This window comes from Flavicella sp. IMCC45537 (assembly GCF_057197705.1).
Map to the genome: position 1 here is coordinate 739,290 of NZ_CM170067.1, position 20,438 is coordinate 759,727.

The window sequence follows — 20,438 nt, forward strand, 5'->3', positions numbered from 1 at the left end:
TTATATGTACTACGGAATTTTATCAGTCCTTTGTTTTTTTGCGATTCAGAAGATTGATTTTAAAGACAATGATAATACTGTTTTAACTCAAGAGATCGAAAATATTTATCAATATAAGGTTACAGATTTGTATGGGGATGAGTTTGATTTTAATACGCTTAAAGGTAAAAAAATCATCATTGTGAATACAGCATCTAAATGCGGTTTGACACCTCAATACGCAGGTTTACAAAAGTTATATGACACCTATAAAGATGCTGGAGTAGTGGTGGTTGGTTTTCCATCAAATGATTTTTTATGGCAGGAGCCAGGTTCATCAGAAGAGATTTCTAGTTTCTGTAAAGAAAACTATGGAGTTACCTTTCCTATGATGGAAAAAATTAAAGTGAAAGGAAGTTCAAAACATGACGTCTATTCTTTTTTAACAGAAAAGAAAAAAAATGGTTTAGAGGATTCAAAAGTCAAATGGAATTTTCAAAAATATTTAATCAATAGAGAAGGGGAGTTAGAAAAAGTGATTTCTCCTAAAACAAAACCAAATGATCCAGAAATGATTGCTTGGATAGAAAAGGAATAATATATGAAGTTAGATATACTTGCTATAGGAGCGCATCCAGATGATGTAGAGCTTAGCTGTGGAGCAACCATTGCGAAAGAAATTGCAAATGGAAAAAAAGTTGGGATATTAGACTTAACTCGTGGTGAGTTGGGTACTCGGGGATCGGCGGAAATACGAGATGAAGAAGCTGCAGCTGCGGCAGAAATCCTGGGAGTGTCTGTGCGAGAAAACTTGGCTTTTGCCGATGGCTTTTTTGTGAATGATAAAGAACATCAATTAAAAATTATAGAAATTATTAGAAAATACCAGCCTGATGTGGTTTTGTGTAATGCTATTGAGGATAGGCATATTGATCACCCTAAAGGAAGCAAATTGGCTTCGGACGCTTGTTTTTTATCAGGACTTAGAAAGATTGAAACGAGTTTAGATGGAGTGGAGCAAAATGCCTGGAGACCAAAAAAAGTATATCATTATATCCAATGGCAACCTTTAGAACCAGATTTTGTAGTTGATGTTACTGGGTTTGTAGATATAAAAACGAAAGCAGTAAAAGCATACGCTTCTCAGTTTTTTGACCCTAATAGTAAAGAGCCAGAATCTCCAATAACGAGTAAAAACTTCATTGATAGTGTGATCTATCGTGCAAATGATCTAGGAAGATTGATTGGAGTAGAAAGTGCAGAAGGTTTTGTATCAGAACGTTATGTGGCAGTAGAAAAATTAGATGATTTAATTTAAAAAAAATGCTTGCACAATTGTTGAAATAGTGTAAATTTGCAGCCGTTAAACATGGTGGTTGTAGCTCAGTTGGTTAGAGTATCGGTTTGTGGTACCGAGTGTCGCGGGTTCGAGTCCCGTCTTCCACCCACAGTTTTAAAGGTCTGTTTTTACAGACCTTTTTTTATGTTTAAAAAGTAAAAAATATTACTACAAATATGTTGCAAAAAAGTTTTGAAATTGGAAAAAAAATGTAAATTTGCAACCGTTAAACATGGTGGTTGTAGCTCAGTTGGTTAGAGTATCGGTTTGTGGTACCGAGTGTCGCGGGTTCGAGTCCCGTCTTCCACCCACAGTTTCAAAGGTCTGATTTTTATCAGACCTTTTTTTGTACCCCAAATCTAGGGATTGTATCTCACTAGAAATCATTAGCTATTTTTTTTAGAGAAGCTTATCCATATTTGTAGCTCACTAAAAACATCTCAAATATACATTCTAAGAACAGTATAGAGTTATTATATAAAGAAGTTAATTTACTGTTAGTTAAAGATTTCGACAGAACAAATGTCTTATTCAGGGCTAAAATTGTTTTCTTACTTTTTAGAGTACTGCTCTACCTTTATATTGCTATTCTAAAAAAGGTAACCCATGAAACCAATCAATCACATCGTGAATATTATTCATCAAAAAGGCATTTTAGTTTTGACAGTTTTTATGTGCTATTTAGGTATGCCATTAAAATCTACAGCACAGCAAAATATTAAGATAAGCGTATCTCCATCAGTGAATACTTCTATTGAGGGACATTTAGATCTGAATCGTAAAAAATATTTCAGTCTTGCGGGATCTTCAAGAGAAGCTGTTAAAAATTTAGATAACCATCAAATCAATTATTATTTCAAGGACTTAGAAATAACCTTAGGTAGAGCTTTGGGTATGGTTTATTCAGAAAACCGTTGGGGGAATTCTTTTAGAGAAGATTCGAATAGGCCTGGATTTATCGATGTCGATTATATGAAATCAAAGTTAAACCCTAATGATACCGGATACGATCTTATGAAATCTTTGCTAGGTGAAAATCAAGATTTAGCCATGCACGATAGGCATACAGCGTACCCAAGTTTTATGGAATCCTATACGAAAGAGGATACTCATGATACTTATTTCCCTGTTAATAATGGCGCTGCTGCAGAGATTGTTGCAAATTTTTTAAAATACAATTATACTGATTTTCAAAGACCTGCTTATTTTGAGCTTGTGAACGAACCGCACTGGAAATTCTGGGGAGACCCTAGGTTTCATGAGTTTCACAGAAAAGCAAAACTAAAAGTAGATGAATTAAATGTACCGACCAAAGTAGGAGGCCCCTGTATGTCGGTTTCCTATTTCTATAAGAAGGGCTTTGGTAACCTAAATCAAATTGTGGATTTTATTGATAATACTAATTTTGAACTGGATTTCTATTCTTTTCATACCTATGATTATATGCGTTGGGATCATGACAATAAAAATTTCATAGGTAGTGTCACCTCAGGTCTGCCTTTGGAAAGTGTTTTTGATGTATTAGCATCCTATACATTTAATACCTATGGTAGAGAGTTGAGTTATGTTGCATCAGAACACGGCGGATACATCTCAGATACTGATAACAGACAACAAGCTTTGGATTACTTGGCAAATACCTATTTTCCTGGAGATGGATTTGAGTTCGAAATGGAAAAAAGAAGCATTGATAATTTTTTAATGGTAAACAGTGCAATTGCCAATACACTTACTTTTATGAATCATCCACATGTGGTAGAAAAAACGGTTCCTTTTATTTTATTAGAGACCTCAGGATGGAATCCTTATTATTATTCTAGTCTGTTGGTTAAAGAAAACTTTGACAAAACTAGCGAAAAATTTGCTGAATCAAAATTGATTCATTTTTATCAGTTTTTTAAAGATGTAAAGGGTAGAAGAGTAGAGTCTTTTTCTAGAGACCCAGATATTCAACAACATGCTTTTGTAGATGGTAATAAGTTAATTTTAGTTTTGCACAATCAAAGTGATATTTCTGGAGAAATTTCTTTGGAGATTGATGATGTAACGCAAAACTCAATATTGAATTACCAAGTGAGGGAGTTGAAAAGAAAAGAAGATTTTAGACCGGAGTTAACTGAGAGCAATAGGGAAGATCTAAAAGATTTGACTATTGCCCCGCAAGGATCTTTGGTGGTTGTGGTGAACTACGAGAACCCAATACAAGCAACACAGACTATTGATGAACAAGTATATTATAGTAAGGATGTTGTAACTAGTTTTACTGGTAAAAAAGAGTTTACCGTTGAGATCCCTGAATACAAAAGAGTAAAGTACGGAGAGTTACGTGTTGGGATTGATAGAGATATCTCGTTTTCTAAAGAGGTTGAAATTACCTTGAATGGTACTAAACTAAAGGTTTCTTTAGAGGATTGCGCGGACAGAATTGCGGGTGATGATGATTATGCTACTACCAAATCATTTAAGATTGCTGGATACCTGCTTAGAGAACACAATAGCATTGAAGTCAATTTTCCAGATAATAAAGTTGGAGCAGTTGGCGCTATATTGATAAGAGCTGGACTGACGGAAAGTCCAATTGCAGCCATTGATACAGATGGAGATGGTGTGTTTGATGCTTATGACAATTGTCCAAACACGAAACTTGGTGTTTTGGTAAATCAATATGGATGTCCCTTAGTAAAAGGAAATTCAACTTTTGTTATTCAAACCAGATCTGAGACATGTCCAGATAATAATGATGGTAAAATCACGATTAATACGGATTTAGAAGTAACCTGTATTGCTAGTTTAGATGGTGTTGACAAAGAATTTGAGAGATCGATAACATTAGATCATTTGACACCTGGCACCTATGAAATCTGTGTTTCTCCCAAGGGACAACTTAGTAAAGAGTGTTATTCCTTTTATATTGCCGCCATAGAAAAGCTTTCATTAGTTACTAAAAATATTCAAAATAAAACTGAAATTACTATTTTACAAGGAACACCTCCGTTTACTATTTCTTTAAATAAAGAGGTGATGGCCAAGACTGATGATATGCGTTTTCATGTAGATGGAAAAATTGGTGATTTGATAGAAGTAAATTCAAACAAAGAATGTGAAGGAACGGTTGTTTCTAACATAACCGGATCTTTAATTATTTTTCCCAACCCATCAAAAGGTCGAACAAAAATTAACCTTATGGGAATTCCCGGCGGGATTGTGGAGCTTTCATTAATTGACTTTTCAGGCAAATTAATTAAAAACACCATTCGTACTGATATAGAGGAAGCTATAGATCTAGATTATTCTGATGTCTCTAGAGGAATCTACTTATTGAAAACTAAAGTGGATGGTATGGATCTCAATACAGAAAAAATATTTTTAAACTAATTGGTTTATTTCTTCTACCCTTTAAATTAGGAATTGAAGTATAATTTATTTGAGATCTTAATAAAAAAGTATGTTGAATTAAGATAAAAGTTTATTTTTGCCGTCAAATTTAGAGGTAGAAAATGGAAAAATTAAAACAACGTTGGGGAATAGAATCTAATTGGGATATCTTCTTTATTATAATAGCATTTTCTATCAACGGTTCCTTCGCTTCATACATCGCGAAGCCACTAACTGAATTTATTGGATTGGATTATGAAACAACAAACCCTTGGGTGTTTTGGCCAATTCGTATCTTTTTAATCTTTGTAGTATATCAAACAACATTGCCTATCGTAGGTTGGTGTGTAGGTCAGTTTAAATTTTTCTGGGCAATGGAGAAAAAAATGTTAAAGCGCATTGGTTTTAAACGTTTTTTTAAAGAAGAAGATACGACAAAGTAACAAGGAAACATTTTTAACATTTTTGAAACACTTCAGAGAAAGCCTGCTTGAACAAAGTTGGTATATTTGGGCTGAATTTTAAATCTATGTCATTTGTTGTGTAGGGTGCTTTTTTTTATTCAAATACTAAAGTCTTTTCTGGGAGTTGTCACGGTGTTAGGTTTCTTTTCTGGCTTTGCACAGAATGATGGTTATTTTCGCTCTAAAAATCTCCAGAAAAATGATGAAATTGAAATTCTAGAAAAAGTTGTGTTAGGGGAGTTTTCTAAAACTCCAGTTCTAGTGGTTCCTGAAATTATTCCTGAAAAAGATTATATAGCCGAAAATTGGATTACAACGAGGTTCAATCCTTATGAAAATACCGTCTTGGAATATCCTTTTAAATTAACTTTTAAGGATAGTGTATTCGCATCACCTATCAAAAGGAAAAAAGTAATTACATCTCATTTTGGATGGAGGAGAGGAAGTGCGCACAAGGGAATTGATATTGATTTGTACACAGGAGATAAAGTGCTGGCAATGTTGGGAGGTAAGGTGCGTTATGTAAAGTGGCATTACGGACATGGCAATGTCGTGGTGATTCGTCATTATAATGGTTTAGAGATGGTTTACGCTCACCTATCTAAACAATTAGTTCAAGTAAATGATTCTGTGAAAAAAGGTCAAATTATAGGAAAAGGTGGTGTTTCAGGTAATGCTAGGGGAAGTCATTTACATCTAGAAGTACGCTTTAAAGGAACCTGTATCAATCCTGAATATGTATTTGATTTCGGTCCAGAAAATAAAGTGAGAGCTTCTGAAATATGGGTGAATAAAAAGTGGTCTCAAGCTTATACACAAAATTCAAGACATCAAGAAGAAATTCATATATGTCACACGCTAGAGGAAGCGAAAGCAATAGCAGCACCGGAAATTACTTATCATATTATCAAAAGAGGTGATACGCTATCGTCAATTTCTCATAAATATCAAGTCTCCATACCAAATTTATGTAAGAGCAATCACATCACCACAAAAACTATGTTACGTGTAGGGCAAAAGATAGCAATTCGCTAATCGCATTATAGTCAAATTCAATACTTACTCGGAAACAATTACAAGAATAACGAGTATCTTGCATACCGATGGCTACAAACAAAGAAATTTTTGGAACAGAACCGCTTCGTAAATTATTAAAAGCACAATCTATTCCTGCGTCTATTGGTATTTTGGTAATGTCTGTGTATGGGATCGTAGATACTATATTTGTTGGGCGTTGGGTTGGTGCATATGGTATTGGTGCCATTACCGTGGTGATGCCAATTACCTTTTTAATCTCAAGTATTGGAATGGCTATTGGTGTTGGTGGAGCTTCTATTATTTCAAGAGCTTTTGGAGAAAAAAATGATCAAAAGGCATATAAAGTTTTTGGTAATCAAATGATGTTGACTCTCAGTTTAGCGCTTTTATTTGTGTTATTTGGTTTTTTATATCAAGATGAATTTTTAAATGCTTTTGGTGGTAAAGGTGAAATATTACAACCAGCAAGGGATTATTTCGGAATTACACTTATTGGAGTGCCATTTTTAGCTTGGGCGATGATGAGTAATAATGTGATTCGTGCAGAGGGGTATCCCAAAATGGCGATGTTAACGCTGTTGATTCCTGCGATGACTAATATTGTATTAGATCCTATATTTATCATTGGGTTTGACATGGGGATCAAAGGTGCCGCTTGGGCTACGAGTATTTCTTATATGGCTAGTGCGATGTTTACCCTGTGGTTTTTTATCAAAGGAGATTCTCAGATAAAAATAAATTTAGGCTGTATTCAGCCTAATATATCTATTATCAAGGAAATAGGAGCTATTGGTTCCGTTACGTTAGCTAGACAAGGAGCAGTTAGTTTATTGTCTGTTGTGTTGAATAATACTTTATTTGCGTATGGAGGAGAATTGTCATTATCAGCGTATGGAATAGCAAGTAGAATGTTGATGTTTGCGAATTTTCCTGTTTTGGGAATTACACAAGGAACCGTTCCGATTTTAGGATATAATTATGGAGCAAAATTATATCGCCGTGTCAAAGCCTTGGTAACCTTATCTATGAAAACGGCGACTGTAATTGCATTGATTATATTTACAATAATTATGAGCTTGACTCAGTATATTGTGCAAGCCTTTACCGATGATCCCGAATTAATTAGGCAAACTGTACCAGCGTTACGATTGATTTTTTTGGCAACACCTTTGATTGCTGTGAACATGATTGGTGGTGCATATTTTCAATCGATAGGAAAAGCTGTGCCAGCATTGTTGTTGACTTTATCAAAGCAAGGTTTCTTTTTGATTCCTTTAATTTTAATTCTTCCAAATTATTTTGGTGTATATGGAGCATGGTACGCATTTCCAATAGCTGATGTAGGCGCAACTATTGTGACCTATATTTTTTTAAGAAGAGAAACTCGAAAATTGAAATAGTCATAGGGTAGTATTTTTATGTTCAAGATGTATTCTAAAATAATTCTGTTTCGAGAAACCCTATTTAACATAATGTAAATTATAGTACAAATACGGTTTTATAAGTAAATAGGCAAATACGCAGTATTTGACATAATATCAGATATAACCAACACGCAGTGTTTTATATTTTTTGTATTTCATTTTATCAAGTATTCTTCCTGTTTTTTCGATTCTCTCTCCATATACCAGCAAAAAAAGTGATAATTGGTATTATCATTACAGAAATTGGCCATTTTATATCATCATGACATGCATCAACAAATAATTGCCAAGTACTTTTCGCAACTTTTACTTCAATATCTATTGTTTTAAATTCATTTAATAATTCGATTCCATTTTTATCAAAAGCGGTAATTCTAAAAGATAATGACACACCCTCTTTACCTGCAGTACCTTCATTTGGAGTAACATGCCATTTCCACCTTGTACCATTCGCGAGGTCTATTTCTTTTTCCTCATGGCCATTTATTAACTTCATTTTATTGAAATCATGATTTTCTAACAATTCAATTTTCATTTTCAATGCTAAATCCACAACTTTAGAATCTCTAATTATAGGAGGTTCTGTGCTTGCCGGATTTTCATCTTTTGAAAAATTAAGAATTTTAATTTTAAGTTTTAAAGAATCAATAACTTTACCTAGTAGAGCTGAAACATTTGTTTGTGTTCCTTCTTTCATAACTAAAGGACAATCAAAAACAACATATCCTTTGTCTTTTCCAAGATATTCATTACTTGTTAAACTATCAATCAGCTCTTTTGAATCGGCAATAGTATTCGTTAATTCATTATTTATTTTCTGAGAATCGTAAAGTTCTTTTTTATAAAATTCTAATTCTTCATTGTTTTTTTCTGACACTAATTCTGAAGCCTCCTCAACTGGACAACCATTATTTGATTTTATTCCAAATTCATTAGGACACATATCAATATCGTCAGGAACACCATCACTATCTCCGTCAGCTAGAGGACAACCATCGTTTAATGGAGTACCGGGTGAATTAGGACATCTATCAAGGGAATCAGAAATTCCATCTCCATCTTCATCCAATTGTTTGCTGTTTTCTATGTCTTTGGTTGATTTTTGTAATGTTTCTAACTCAGAATACATTTGGTCTTGTTCTTCAAGTAATATGCTATGTTTTGTCTCTAAATCCAAATATTTTTTTTTTGACACACACGAACTAATTAGAATAATAAAAATGATGTAAAACAAGAGTTCCTTTTTCATAATAAAAAAATAAAAGTTATGTAATCTATATTGGAGTAAAAATAAAAAGAGCACAAAATGAGCCCGTTCATTTATGCTCATAAAACTATACAATAATACTTGCCAAACTAGGGATTTTTTTAGCAATTTCAATTCCAATTTCTCCAAGTTCTATGATTTGCTCTTTTAACGCAGCCTGTGATTCATTGGTTGCTGATGCTTCTTTTACAATATCTATCAATTGTGCATAAATTTCTAAATCTGTAGTGTCTGGCGTAATAGCATCTATTTCTTCTTTTGATAGTTCATGTAACTTATCAATTTCTGTTTTATACAGACCTGTAAACGCGGCTCTATTAATTAAAGCTCTTTGCTTCATTCTTTCCTTAAACGATAATGGCATATTTTTTATTTTTTAAATAGTTTATCAAATTGTGTTTTTACTTCAGTCATTTGTTTCTCAACATCATCTACATCTACTTTTTGTACCTCTTTTAGTATTTTATCTACTTCTATGGAATATTCGGAAAGTTTTTGAGCTGTGTCAGCCCTTAAATTTTCTACGCCAAACTTATTTAATATATCCTCTTGTGCATCATGTACTTTACGGACAGAAGCCAAATGCCCAGTAACAATAGAATTTGCATAAATGATTTGATTGTAAGAACGATCAATTGAAGCGATTACTTCTTTCTCTTGTTTTTCAATAGGAGCTAATAAAATTTTACGATAATCTTCAATTTCTTCATAAACTACAGAGATAAAATCTTTCATTAAACTGATGGCTTGCTTTTGTTTTTCAAAATCATCACTGTTTTTTGCTGCATCAATTAAAGAACCAGTCATAGATTCAAATTCTCCTGAATTAGCATCAGCAAAATCACTTTCTAATAATTTTCCAATTTGATAGGGTGCATAAGTGTCATCAACAAACGTATTTACATCATTTTTCATTCTCGTAAATAAAATGTTTGCAAGTTCTTTGTGTGCATCATAGGCAACCACTACATCTCTACCAACAGTAGCAGACAATTCTACGGACTCTTTGGGGACAGAAGCACATGAATACAATAGGGCTATTAAGCTCAAATAATAAATTCCTCTTTTCATAACAATCAATTTTAACGTAATTATTCAACAATTTCTGGCCAATTTCCTTGGTTTTCTTTTAAATAATTTTCAACTGGCATACTTTTATAGTTCCCAGATTCATATCTCTTTTTTACACTTATATGGACCTCTGTTGGAATGCTATTGTAATCTGGTATTTCTCGAACATACTTCCCTAAAAGTTTAAATGTTCTTTTGTATTCATTGTGTTTTTTAGAGTTAGGGTTTAGATTTTCAACCTTTAAAAAAGATTCGAATTGTAACCCCAACATATTTGCTTCGTTTAACAACCACATCATGGGAATGTCCGATAAAAAAGTTTTATCTGTATCTGGAGCATAACTGCCTCCAACATCAGAATGACAGCCAGCAAACCACACTTGCTTTAAATCGGTTCCTTCCCTAGGTTGCCAAATGGTAGGTTCAAAATCTTTTCTTTTTTCATCTAACGATAATGCATGTCTCGCTATATTAATATTACTTCCCAATTTACGATCATAAAATAAATGTTTGTCTTTTATCAATCCAAATAATGAAAAAGGTAGCCCCATAGCACCCACTGTATCCCAAACACCTATAAAACTAATTGTTCCACTATTTGGGATGGAGTTATTCATCTTCCAATTGTTAGAAAACTCCCCATTTGGTGGGTGTTTGGTGTTTTTATATAAAGCAAATGCTTCTTCTACTTTATCAGAGTGTTCCCCTTTTAAGATATGGCAATTATTTAGTAAACCACATAAGCTCCTTACAGTGTATGCACCTCTACTAAAACCAAAAAGAAATATTTGATCCCCAGGTTCATAATTATGCATTATAAATCGATATCCATCCATGACATTTTTTTCCAAACCTTTCCCGAACGCTCCGCCAAGTGCTGAGTCATGATAAGAACCGATACCCCAATCATAAAAAACGACCTGCTTTACATCGTTTTCATCCTTTGGAGCAATACCTCTTGCAAATTTTAATACGTTTGTTGGGTAAACTTTCTTATTCAATTTCTCAGGACCATTCCATGTTCCATCTGAACAAATAATAATTCTTTTCATAGCAGTGAATTTTTTATTTTTGTCAATTTAAAAGTAAACTTTTTTTTAGTAAGCTATTTGTTTTTAGTAAGTTATTTCATAATTATATTCATATCATAAATATTTAACATATCTAAATTGAGTTTTATAAAAATAAGTTGGCAAAATTATATTATTGTTAGATACATTTTCACAAGACACTCTGATTCCACAAACATCCTCCCCCTACTCTACGACTTTCAATACGGTAAAAGTGTGTTCCATTACAAAGCATAACAGAAGTTTTAGTAAAAAACTTTTGAATATAGTTTTGTCAATCTTGGAACAAACTCACTTAACAACACTATACCAAGAACATAAAAACTTTTTTCAACCACATCAAAATCCTATATCTTATTTTGTAACGAACTCAAAATTAAAAACCTAACTAAGAAATAATTCTCAGTTAGGTTTTACAATTTATTACAACATAGAATCGTGTTTGAAAACTGACTACTATGGTATTATTTCCAAGTTACAATATCTTCAAAAGTTCTTCTTGATTTTCCATGTTCTGGGTCAGCTTTTCGGTATCCAAAAGCCGCCATAAATGACAAACCATATTTGTCAGTATCGATATCAAATTTTTCTCTTAATAAAGTTTCTGCTTTTTCTTGATGAAATCCTTCTATTGGGCAAGAATCAACACCGATCAAGGCAGCTGATGTCATCATATTCCCCAAGGCTATGTACGTCTGTTTAGAAGCCCAGTCGAATAATTTTTTATCAGTATCCAAATTAAAATCCCGCTCTTGAAACTCTCTATAAAATTTAGAATACATTTCAATCACATCAGCGGGTAGCTGTTTTACATCTTTCATCATATGCATGATATAATCCGAATCATGCTTTACCATGGGTGCTTTCATGCTCAAACCTAAAATAAAATGGCTCGCGGTATCCAATTTTAAGGGAGCCCCCCATGCCACTGTTTTTAAGAGCTCTCTTAGTTCTTTGTCTTGTACTACCACAAAATGCCAAGGTTCAAAACCAAAGGAACTTGGAGAAAGATTAGCGGTTTTTAAAATAAAAGTAATTTGCTCTTTGGTTAAGGTTTTAGAAGGGTCAAATTCTTTGGTTGCATGTCTGAAACTGAAGGCTTCTAAAATGTCTTTTGAGTCAATGTTTGGAGTATTCATAGATATTTATTTTTAAATATTTAAACTATCATTAGTATAGTGACAAAAATAAATATAGTTGTTGTCATTCGCAATAACGGTCAAATAGGATAGTATAAAATAAATAGTTAAACAACTGTGAATATGAAAGAAGTATCTATTGTGTAACTGCTAAAAAAGTATGCTTGAACCAAATTATCTAGAACCCTTTAAGGGAAAATTCATAGAAGTTACAGTTACCTGTATTGAAAAACAATTTGTTATTTGATAATAGGATCGGTTAATAATACATTCTAAAATCTAGAAGTTTACACATTTTAAAATGTCTTTGATGTAATTCCTCTACCACGTCCAACATATTTTCGTCCTCATTGAATAAATTAAAGAAAGCCATGTCTAGGTTTGAACTTGGTATCTCACCCAACTGTTTTCCATAACCAGAAATCGCTTTTGCTCCGGTGATGTCCAAAAAATATTGTGCTTCCTCCCCTTCTAGATCCAATACTTTAGCATTTGAGAAGTGTAAAATTTTCCCTTTCAATCTACCTTCAAAAATTTCTGCAATTTCTTGTAAGTTGTAATAATAATTATTGATGCAAATAGAATTGGATTCCCCTTTGATTACCAAATAAATTAACTCGTAATCCTTAAAATTATGATCTTCTAACACCAAGGCATTTAAGCAATTCTCAAGCCCTTCTATCGTATCACAAGTATTATAGATGCTGGCAACACCATAATCCATGGCCAGTTGTTCCATTTTCTTTTGTGTCTCTGTTCGTTTCTCTGATGAAACATCATGAACAGCTTCTAAACAGTAAATAAAATAATCTGTATCTAAAGAAGAATTTTCAGAAAATTGATGACTCTTTTGTAACAAGGCTAAAATTTTTATGACTTAATTATAAACAACAAAAATAAGATTTCTCAGCTATATTTTTTATAAGTTTTTTTTAAGATACTTTCCTTTTGAAAAGTAAGAATCAAAGTTGAAGTTATGATTGTTCCTACATTATATTCTTTATGAAGCAAAAAAAGGAGTAAAAGAAATTGTCTTTTACTCCTATCTTTCAAAAATAAAACTAATTATCCTTTCGGAGGTGTCAACACACAACCCCTATGGTTCACAGTAATCGAATCTATATTATAATTGTTTTGTAGCATAACCTCTGTAGATCTCAAAGAACCATTTACCCAACCTTGCATATCAGACCAAGATTCATTGCAAGTAAAAACATCTTCGTTTTCGAGTGGAGTTGCCATTCTAGTAATTACGGCACGATCATCAGCATTCAATGCCCACTGATGGTATGCATGTGGAAAATCATTTTCACCATCCCACGAACGGAAACTTGTCAATACAGGTTTTGGTATGTAATGCGTTGCAAATAATTTTTTTAATTGTTTAAGAGCTTCTTCTACAACTTTTTCAGAAGCCGGAAATAAGGTCTGTGGTGTTTTATCATGTTCTCTTTGCAGCTCGCTATCAAATTTTTCACCTACATTTTGTAAACCTTGCCAAAAAATGGTATTTGTATAATCACAATAAATGGTAAGTGCGGCTGGTTTTCCTTTATTTGGCTTTCCTGGTTCAGTTTGAACGGTATAGAATGGATAAATTGAATTTATTGGTAAATCCGTAAAAGAAGGACCTGCTAAAACATCAGGCTGTCCTGTGGATCCATCTGCCCACCATGGTCGATCAAAGTACAAGTTTATTTTTAGAAGACTCATGGATTGAATAGAATTGATATCCTTCCAAAAAGTACGCGCATTTTTGTTGCCGTTAAGGATTGGTGAAGTTGCAAATAAAACTTTCATAGCTTTACTTGGGATGGCCAAAATAAGTTGTTTCGACTCAAGAACATCGGATTTCGTATCCTGTTCAAAAACAAAAGCTGAATTTCCCTTATCGGCAATACTCACTTCTGTTTTATATGCTCCTTTTTGACCGTCAATTCTGTTGACATTGATTCCTGTTGCAATCACTCCTCCTAGAGCTTTGACCTTTTGCTCTAATTTCTGAATCAACGAACTAAAACCTCTTTTTAAAGTAAAATATTGTGGGTTTGCAGGAAAATCCTCAAGAATTTGCCATGCCTCTCCCGCATTTGGTAATCCTTGAAACGGTCCTCTAAAACCAAGTACTTCACTTAACATAGTAATGCATTCTTCAGAATACCCCATGCTTTTAATCAAACCTCCTAGTTGCCATTCATTTAAAGGAATTCCATCCCATTTAAAATCAAGACGAAATTTTTGCCAAAATTCTGGTGTAGGTTTTTCTGGAGGGGTTTCAACACCATTCACATTTAAAATTCGTTGATAAATAACCGTTAAAATTGCACCAGGACTCTGCTGTTGTTCAGCGGGCTCCAGGTCGTATAATTCTCCCCAAATAGCGTTGTTATTGGCATTAGATTCCTCTTCAGTAAAACTACGACCACGTACGTAATACCTATTTGTAGTCATAGGGAAATATACTGCATCCTTACAAAGATCTAAGACAGAAAATAAAGACATTAATTCCGCCATGGAATCTTCAAATCTCATACCTCCTTCTTCTTCTTTTACAATAGAACGTTTCTCATCATAAGGATCTTTAATAGTTACCAGATCAGAGTCAAGTCTTCCGCCAGTTCTATTCAAACGGTCTAAAACAACTACTTTTCTATTGGAATCTTGTTCTAACAATCTATATGCCGCATATAAGCCAGAAACACCGGCACCAACGATTAATATATCAGCATTGTTTATTTCATTTTTCATCATTCTTGTTTTTTATAAAAAGAAAGGCCCGAAAACAAATTGTTTGTTTTGAGCCTAACTTTAAGGTACTATTATAGTTTCATTTTTAAAGCTTATGAACGACGTTTGTGTCCCATCACTGGACAAACCGGTGGGGCTACATTTTCATTACTTTTTTCATGAGCTTCCGTTGGTAATTGTATTGACGGAAGACGTCTGTTTGCTGGAATGTCTTTTTCTCTACGCAAAGTGTTCACCTGAATATGAGGCCATTTTGTAGTGCCACCTGTAGACCCAAATTGGAATTCAAAATCCACAATTTGTTCATATTGCAATTGTTCAATAATACCTCCGTACTCTTCATCTTCAATTTCTTCTAACCACATACGAAAACGCATTCTAGTAACTTTACAATAGCGATTTACCATTGGGTTATTGATGGTTGCCCCCTGTAGCCCTGTATCATGGAAAGAATCCAACTCAATCAAGTCGTATCTTTTAAACTTCAAACCTTCGTTGGCTTCTGATAACTTTAAATTAGGCTGTACTGTGTAAGGAAATTTAGCTCCGAATTGATCGTAATTAAATATTTTTTCAAAATAAGCGCGCCCACTGTTCACACCCGTATTTCCGATCCCTCCATCAGGGTTTTGTGCTTCACGAGGCAATTTGGTCCAATCCGGTTTTTTTAAGGAACCAGGGATCAAATCTGTAGCAGGGTCAATTCCCATTGTTGGAGATACTGCCAAATATTGCTGTTCCCACAGCTGTGCTATTTTTGGGGCTTCTCCTTTATTATTTTCCTGAGAATTCCCTGTAAGATGGATCGTTGTTCCATGAGGAATCACTCCAGATCGAGAAATTTGATAGGGTGGTACAAATTGTGGACCCAATTCTCCCGGTCCTATCACAGGCTCTCCCCCATCTTCTTTTACAGACTCTTCAGTAGAAGCATGACTGAACATATTTGGAGGGTTTTGATAAGGATTTTTTTCGCTCCAAGGCATATTATTATCTCCTAGCCATAGGTACATTCCATCCTCAAAATGTTGTAATTCATCATTATTATCAATAATCGCAGTTTCATATTTAACAGCAGCATTGAATTGCTCATTAGACCCCGCTCGATTTCTTACAGGAGCATTTACTTGTGTGAATTTTAACTGTTCTCTGTATTCTTGAGATTTGAAATGAAACACACCAAAAATAGTTTCTGATGTAGTTCCAGGGGAAGGCATTGGTGTAGTGTGTAAACCTGTTGGACCATCTTTCCAGTTGACCCAAGTACCATGTAATTTTGATAAAATTCCAAACTGAGCACCATCATTCTTTCCTTTAGGTAAACCTTCTTCCCAAGGTAAATAGGGTTTTACTGATGATTTTTGTGGTTCTTTTGACATTTCTTTTTCGTTTTAATTATTATTTATTGTTACTAATGCAATTTTTATTTTGGGCAGATAAAAGGGTATTCTTTATCATCAATTAATTTTTCAATATTGAAAAAGTCATTTAGAACTGATTCAGCAGTACAGAAAGCTCCTTCTACCCAAGCTTGGTCATTTGAATACGTGGAACCTATGATAAATATATTGGTATCTTTCCCTTCTACTAAAGTGGATGGTTTTCTTATTTTTTGTTGAACATCACCAATATTATAGTGAGAAAAATATGCGTGGTATCCTGCATTAAATGGAGGTAATGACCAATCCATGTATTTAGTTTCCAGAGGTTCTGGAATTGCTGTATAATTTGCTTGATCTCCATAATGCAAACTTGCCAATTGTTTACGCAACATTTTTACCATGATTGGAGTTGCTTTTCGTGGCCCTTCTAAAGGTTGAGTGTCCTGTGACTCTGGTGTTGTTCTCTCACCCTCAGGTCCAATTTCTAAAGCCTTCCAAAAAGTTGTGTATTGGATATCATCATAGCTAGCTAAAATTCCGTAAACTTTTTTCCCTTTTGTATCACGTGCATTATCTCCAAAATAAACTACTTGTCTAATAGGCATATCTGTTGCACTCGGTCCAATAGTGTCTAAATGTGCAATGCTAATAATTTGCTCCTTTTCTTTATAGGTAAAAAGTGCTTCTGTTATGGATTCTGCGGCACTTAAAAATGCTGCTTCACTAGTATAGCTTACCTCTATCAATGAAGTAACGGAATTATCGTAGGCTTTCCCTCCTTTTTCCGCCTTTTGCTTTGCTTTTGCGGCTTCTGAGGCTGCTTTTTCAATTGCTTTCAGGTATTTTGTTGGGAATTTTTCTTTCTTCAATGTTTTCATCCCTTCCTGCGTCAAAAAATAACTATTTAGCTTTGCGGGGTATTTTGCAGGTGAAGGAATATCATCTCTCCACCATGGAGTGTCGAAAAACATTCCAATTTTGTACGAAGGTTGCATTAATACTGATTCTAAATACAATTGTACTTTTTCTTCGTTTAATACATCAAAATCATCTTCATTTTTATGAGCATATCTGGTGGCTTGTGCTACCTGATCAATAGCATATCTACCCATAGCTAAAAATGCAGCATTACAGGTTTTCGAATCCAATTCTTTAGAAGGATCTTTTCTACTAGCTGTTGTAAAATGGATGGTATCCCCTTTTTCTAAGATAGATCGTAGTCGGGTATTTGGGTGATATTCAAATTTAATTCCGTTCTCTTTTGCCAATGCAACTACTTCCTGAAAAAGAGTGGAAAAGATTCCTGAGTATCCAATCGTTAATGTTTTGTATAAAGTACCTGGTGTAAACTCATTGTTTACCTCAAAAGACTGGGTGGAATTACTATTGACTACATTGGAGGAATATCCATTTCCATCGGCTAAATATGCAAAGCCTTCTTGTCCTAATACATCATACGCTAAGTTCCAATATCCTATATCCTTTAATTTTTGCCCTTTTTTAAAAATAGATTCGTCTCCCATATCTTTCGTGATCCTTCCATGCTCGTAAAAATCACACCATTGCTTTCTTGTAGGTGGTAAGGCATCTTCAGAAACATTTATCCCAACGCTTTCTATTTTAGTAAAACCATCATCTGGAGCACTATCTGCCGTATAATTATTGGCGTTATAAGGAGCTGGATTGCTCGCGTTGATATCTGACGTATACATACTTTTCGCCCTCAAAGACAACAAAGGGTCACTTGCTTCATTGAAAGGAACGGCATATTTTTCTAACCCGATTTCGCTGATGGTTTTAGTAACCAATCTATGTCCTGGATTGTTGGCGTCGTTTGGATTAGGGTTGTTCTTGGTTTTTTTATAATCCCAAGCTGAATATCGCATCCCTCCTAGTTCTAAATACGAAGCTTTTGGGTCGTCCTTATAATGCCAAGTACATACTCTAGCGCCAGCTTCACGCGTTCCTTTTTCTTCTTTTGAGAATTGATATTTCCCCCAATCATAGAGTTCAAGAATATCACCTTCTTTTAAATTTTTTGACCTGTCTTTGTCATGTGCAGGTTTCCCGTTTAATAATCTCCATGCAGTGTACAATCCTGCAGCTCCAGCTCCAAAGATTGAATAGGTTTTCTGATCCATTTTTATTTTTATTAGTTTTTACAATTCATAATTTGTGGTGTCAGATTTTTCATCTGACCTGCCAAATCCTTTCTTGGAATAACAATTTCTACCAACGTTGGTTTATCCGTTGTTGTGGTGTTTATTTTGTGAAGTACTTTTTCTAATTCCTGAACTGTATTGGCTTTATATCCATGTGCACCATATGCAGTTGCTAGTGCCATATAATCCCACTTGGCTAAATCATCAAAACTATCAAAGGTACCATTGGGACAAAATGCATTTACATCCACAAAAACTTGTTCAATAGCATATACTTGATTGCTCATTACAAAAATGACGCTGTTTACTTTATACTTAGCTAATGTTGATAAAGATTGACAAATCATCATAAAGCCGCCATCTCCAGCGATGGTCCATGATTGTTTTTTGCTTCCTAATTGAGCTCCTAAGGCCGCTCCTGTTTCATAACCAATACATTGCCAAGCTGCAGAACTTATAAAGCTATTTTGCTTCATGCCGTATATATTGGTTGCCACGTACATAGCAGAACTAACCCCAAAAGTGAGGTTGATGTCGTTCCATAGGTTATTACTTTCAATATGTTTTACGGTATGTTGAAAAAAACGATTGTAGGTTAGCATATCCGGCTTGTCATTGTATTTTGCGTCTGATTGTGACTGCCATGGTTCAGGATATGTTGGTTGTTTTGGCGCTATATGCTTTAATGGATATGCATTGCTCTGCTCAAACCGTACCAATAAAGCCTCCATAAAATCCTTCATGGTTACTTTATTATATGTAAAATACCCTGCTCTTATTTCTGAGGTTGTTGCCAAAATCATCTCTGAGAATTTATTTTCTACAAACCATAAATAATCATCGGTTATGAGTGTTCCTAAAGACAAAAAACAATCAGATTCTTGTACGTATTTGGTTACATTTTCTATAGAAGCTGCATCTGAATAGGTTCCAATAAATTTATCTCCCTCTTCGTTTAAAACTGTTTTTCCTAGAGAGGTGGTCGTATACACAAAACCACTGGCATCAATTAATTTTTGTAACAAGTCAGACAAGCCATGACGTAAAATTTCTACCCCCGCGAAAATCATAGGCTGTTTGGCTTCCGTAAGTTGTTTCCATGCTTGATCTACCGCATTTTGTAGGGCAGCTTCTTTGCTTTTTTTTACTTTGGGTTTTAGTTTTTTGGAGGAAGGTTTTTCACAAGGTTCTCCCCAAACTTCACTGAAACAAGCAATGTAAACTGGTTTTTTGTATGTAATTGCAGCTACGATCAAATTGTCAATCTTTTTGGCTGCTCCAACTGAAGTACTCAACGTTACTGAAGCAACAGTAACATGCTTGTAGATTTCTTGATCTGCTTTTAAATTCCCTGTAGAATGATGATATATGACATTGTACATATCACCAATTTGACGATCGTTAGAACCAGGTGTTGCACTGATCACTACCATTGGACTCGATTCAACATAAGCTCCAGCAACCGCGTTTAAAGCACTAAATGTACTCACACCATATTGCAATGAAACCGCAGACAATCCTCTGGTTCTACCATAGGCATCTGCTGCATAGGAAGCATCTAATTCGTTGGTGGTTCCAATGGTTTTAATGCCTTCGAAATGCTCTAAAGCCTGTGTGAAATTTTTAACATAATCACCAGGAATTTGAAACAATTCTGTGACATCCAATTGTTGCAAGCGTGTTAAAAGATAATCTGCAACTGTAAAGGTTTTCTTTTCCATAATTTTGACTTAAGCTTTCTTTGAATTTAGATATCAGTGATACCCATTTCAATGAAATTATTTACAATCAAAGTTGTGGAAATATTAGATTTGGTTTTTATAAAAATCCATAAGCGTTGGAATATTAGTTACAAAAGTGTCTAATATTTTATAAATTAAAAATTCACTTTATTAGATTAAAAAAAATCAAGTCATAAAACTTAAGGCGTTTTATGGAAATACGCTGTTGTTTCCAACAAGAAAATTGATTTAAAGATGA

16 protein-coding genes and 2 tRNA genes are annotated in these 20,438 nt (G+C 34.2%); 8 read left to right on the forward strand and 10 right to left on the reverse strand.

Going from position 1 to position 20,438, the window contains the following annotated elements; all coding sequences use genetic code 11:
* Positions 1-4 precede the first annotated feature (4 nt).
* The 8 genes from AC2DGP_RS03395 to AC2DGP_RS03430 all read left to right on the forward strand — a co-directional run bounded on the left by AC2DGP_RS03395 (position 5) and on the right by AC2DGP_RS03430 (position 7,595).
* The gene (locus AC2DGP_RS03395; RefSeq protein ID WP_484492478.1) at positions 5-577 is read left to right on the forward strand and encodes a glutathione peroxidase; all 573 of its coding nucleotides are present in this window, start codon (positions 5-7) and stop codon (positions 575-577) included.
* 3 nt (positions 578-580) lie between these two features.
* Complete coding sequence (gene bshB1, locus AC2DGP_RS03400; RefSeq protein ID WP_484491628.1) at positions 581-1,297, forward strand: bacillithiol biosynthesis deacetylase BshB1; 717 nt, start codon at positions 581-583, stop codon at positions 1,295-1,297.
* Between the two features lie 53 nt (positions 1,298-1,350).
* Positions 1,351-1,426, forward strand: a tRNA-His gene (locus AC2DGP_RS03405).
* 126 nt (positions 1,427-1,552) lie between these two features.
* Positions 1,553-1,628, forward strand: a tRNA-His gene (locus AC2DGP_RS03410).
* A gap of 296 nt (positions 1,629-1,924) precedes the next feature.
* Complete coding sequence (locus tag AC2DGP_RS03415; protein WP_484491629.1) at positions 1,925-4,693, forward strand: T9SS type A sorting domain-containing protein; 2,769 nt, start codon at positions 1,925-1,927, stop codon at positions 4,691-4,693.
* Between the two features lie 122 nt (positions 4,694-4,815).
* The gene (locus AC2DGP_RS03420; RefSeq protein ID WP_484491630.1) at positions 4,816-5,136 is read left to right on the forward strand and encodes a DUF6787 family protein; all 321 of its coding nucleotides are present in this window, start codon (positions 4,816-4,818) and stop codon (positions 5,134-5,136) included.
* A 105-nt stretch (positions 5,137-5,241) separates the two neighbouring features.
* The gene (locus AC2DGP_RS03425; RefSeq protein WP_484491631.1) at positions 5,242-6,192 is read left to right on the forward strand and encodes a peptidoglycan DD-metalloendopeptidase family protein; all 951 of its coding nucleotides are present in this window, start codon (positions 5,242-5,244) and stop codon (positions 6,190-6,192) included.
* Positions 6,193-6,260: 68 nt separating this feature from the next.
* Positions 6,261-7,595: an MATE family efflux transporter gene (locus AC2DGP_RS03430; protein ID WP_484491632.1), complete on the forward strand. Its 1,335-nt coding sequence runs from the start codon at positions 6,261-6,263 to the stop codon at positions 7,593-7,595.
* 187 nt (positions 7,596-7,782) lie between these two features.
* On the opposite strand, the gene AC2DGP_RS03435 is transcribed toward AC2DGP_RS03430, so the two are convergent.
* The 10 genes from AC2DGP_RS03435 to AC2DGP_RS03480 form a co-directional block, all read right to left on the reverse strand.
* Entirely contained in the window at positions 7,783-8,796 is a 1,014-nt protein-coding gene (locus tag AC2DGP_RS03435; protein ID WP_484491633.1) for a hypothetical protein, read from the reverse strand.
* 157 nt (positions 8,797-8,953) lie between these two features.
* Positions 8,954-9,250: a hypothetical protein gene (locus tag AC2DGP_RS03440; protein WP_484491634.1), complete on the reverse strand. Its 297-nt coding sequence runs from the start codon at positions 9,248-9,250 to the stop codon at positions 8,954-8,956.
* 5 nt (positions 9,251-9,255) lie between these two features.
* Positions 9,256-9,957, reverse strand: a complete 702-nt coding sequence (locus tag AC2DGP_RS03445; protein ID WP_484491635.1) for a hypothetical protein — start codon at positions 9,955-9,957, stop codon at positions 9,256-9,258.
* A 20-nt stretch (positions 9,958-9,977) separates the two neighbouring features.
* On the reverse strand, positions 9,978-11,009 hold the full coding sequence (locus tag AC2DGP_RS03450) for a DUF2235 domain-containing protein (protein ID WP_484491636.1): 1,032 nt from the start codon (positions 11,007-11,009) through the stop codon (positions 9,978-9,980).
* Positions 11,010-11,491: 482 nt separating this feature from the next.
* On the reverse strand, positions 11,492-12,166 hold the full coding sequence (locus tag AC2DGP_RS03455; protein ID WP_484491637.1) for an NAD(P)H-dependent oxidoreductase: 675 nt from the start codon (positions 12,164-12,166) through the stop codon (positions 11,492-11,494).
* Between the two features lie 259 nt (positions 12,167-12,425).
* Positions 12,426-13,025 (reverse strand): DUF6642 family protein, encoded by a 600-nt coding sequence (locus tag AC2DGP_RS03460; protein WP_484491638.1) that lies wholly within the window; start codon positions 13,023-13,025, stop codon positions 12,426-12,428.
* A gap of 206 nt (positions 13,026-13,231) precedes the next feature.
* Complete coding sequence (locus AC2DGP_RS03465; RefSeq protein ID WP_484491639.1) at positions 13,232-14,914, reverse strand: flavin monoamine oxidase family protein; 1,683 nt, start codon at positions 14,912-14,914, stop codon at positions 13,232-13,234.
* A 92-nt stretch (positions 14,915-15,006) separates the two neighbouring features.
* Entirely contained in the window at positions 15,007-16,293 is a 1,287-nt protein-coding gene (locus AC2DGP_RS03470; protein ID WP_484491640.1) for a peroxidase, FMP-type, read from the reverse strand.
* Between the two features lie 44 nt (positions 16,294-16,337).
* A complete protein-coding gene (locus AC2DGP_RS03475) occupies positions 16,338-18,437 on the reverse strand; it encodes a flavin monoamine oxidase family protein (protein WP_484491641.1) in 2,100 nt (699 codons plus the stop codon).
* A gap of 11 nt (positions 18,438-18,448) precedes the next feature.
* The gene (locus AC2DGP_RS03480) at positions 18,449-20,179 is read right to left on the reverse strand and encodes an alpha-keto acid decarboxylase family protein (protein WP_484491642.1); all 1,731 of its coding nucleotides are present in this window, start codon (positions 20,177-20,179) and stop codon (positions 18,449-18,451) included.
* Positions 20,180-20,438 lie beyond the last annotated feature (259 nt).

Coding starts and splice junctions, on each gene's coding strand:
- AC2DGP_RS03475 (WP_484491641.1), bottom strand. CDS start 18,437: ATGGATCAGAAAACCTATTCAATCTTTGGAGCTGGAGCTGCAGGATTG.
- AC2DGP_RS03415 (WP_484491629.1), top strand. CDS start 1,925: ATGAAACCAATCAATCACATCGTGAATATTATTCATCAAAAAGGCATT.
- AC2DGP_RS03445 (WP_484491635.1), bottom strand. CDS start 9,957: ATGAAAAGAGGAATTTATTATTTGAGCTTAATAGCCCTATTGTATTCA.
- AC2DGP_RS03395 (WP_484492478.1), top strand. CDS start 5: ATGTACTACGGAATTTTATCAGTCCTTTGTTTTTTTGCGATTCAGAAG.
- AC2DGP_RS03470 (WP_484491640.1), bottom strand. CDS start 16,293: ATGTCAAAAGAACCACAAAAATCATCAGTAAAACCCTATTTACCTTGG.
- AC2DGP_RS03430 (WP_484491632.1), top strand. CDS start 6,261: ATGGCTACAAACAAAGAAATTTTTGGAACAGAACCGCTTCGTAAATTA.
- AC2DGP_RS03440 (WP_484491634.1), bottom strand. CDS start 9,250: ATGCCATTATCGTTTAAGGAAAGAATGAAGCAAAGAGCTTTAATTAAT.
- AC2DGP_RS03480 (WP_484491642.1), bottom strand. CDS start 20,179: ATGGAAAAGAAAACCTTTACAGTTGCAGATTATCTTTTAACACGCTTG.
- AC2DGP_RS03455 (WP_484491637.1), bottom strand. CDS start 12,166: ATGAATACTCCAAACATTGACTCAAAAGACATTTTAGAAGCCTTCAGT.
- AC2DGP_RS03450 (WP_484491636.1), bottom strand. CDS start 11,009: ATGAAAAGAATTATTATTTGTTCAGATGGAACATGGAATGGTCCTGAG.
- bshB1 (WP_484491628.1), top strand. CDS start 581: ATGAAGTTAGATATACTTGCTATAGGAGCGCATCCAGATGATGTAGAG.
- AC2DGP_RS03465 (WP_484491639.1), bottom strand. CDS start 14,914: ATGAAAAATGAAATAAACAATGCTGATATATTAATCGTTGGTGCCGGT.
- AC2DGP_RS03420 (WP_484491630.1), top strand. CDS start 4,816: ATGGAAAAATTAAAACAACGTTGGGGAATAGAATCTAATTGGGATATC.